The 406-nt window shown below is 73.6% G+C and carries 1 pseudogene; it reads right to left on the bottom strand.

Features of this window, described 5'->3' with window-relative positions:
• Window positions 1-406: pseudogene (locus CF8_RS08125) on the bottom strand (hypothetical protein); the annotation flags it as partial.

The following is a 406-nucleotide window of genomic DNA, read 5'->3' as shown; positions in this document are numbered from 1 at the left end:
CAGCCGCGGCCGCTGAGGCGGCTCCGCGGCTTCCTCAAGGCGCCGCAGCCGCTCGAGCGTCATCGGATGCCCGTAGCGGCGCAGCAGCCCAGCCAGAACCCCGCCCAGCCCGAGCTCGACCACCAGCTGGTCCGCAGCAACCTCCCCGCGAGCCTCGATCACGCGGCCAGCCGCCGGCACCAGGTAGGTCAGCGCGATGACCGCCCCACCCAGCAGCCCCGGCCAGGTCCGACCCTCAGCAAACGACTGCACCACGCAGATCACGCCCACGACGCCGCGCAGCGTCCAGGCCACCCGCATGAACGGCAGCCAGGCAAACGCCCGACCCACACCGCGGAACGTGGCCACCACCATCCGCCAAGGCGTCGTGGCCGCCAGCACCGCAGCCTCCAGCCGCGGCCGGATC

Origin of the sequence: Nocardioides sp. CF8 (assembly GCF_000389985.1) — a bacterium.
Taxonomy (GTDB): Bacteria; Actinomycetota; Actinomycetes; order Propionibacteriales; family Nocardioidaceae; genus Nocardioides; species Nocardioides allogilvus.
This window is presented reverse-complemented; position numbering and strand designations above follow the sequence as displayed.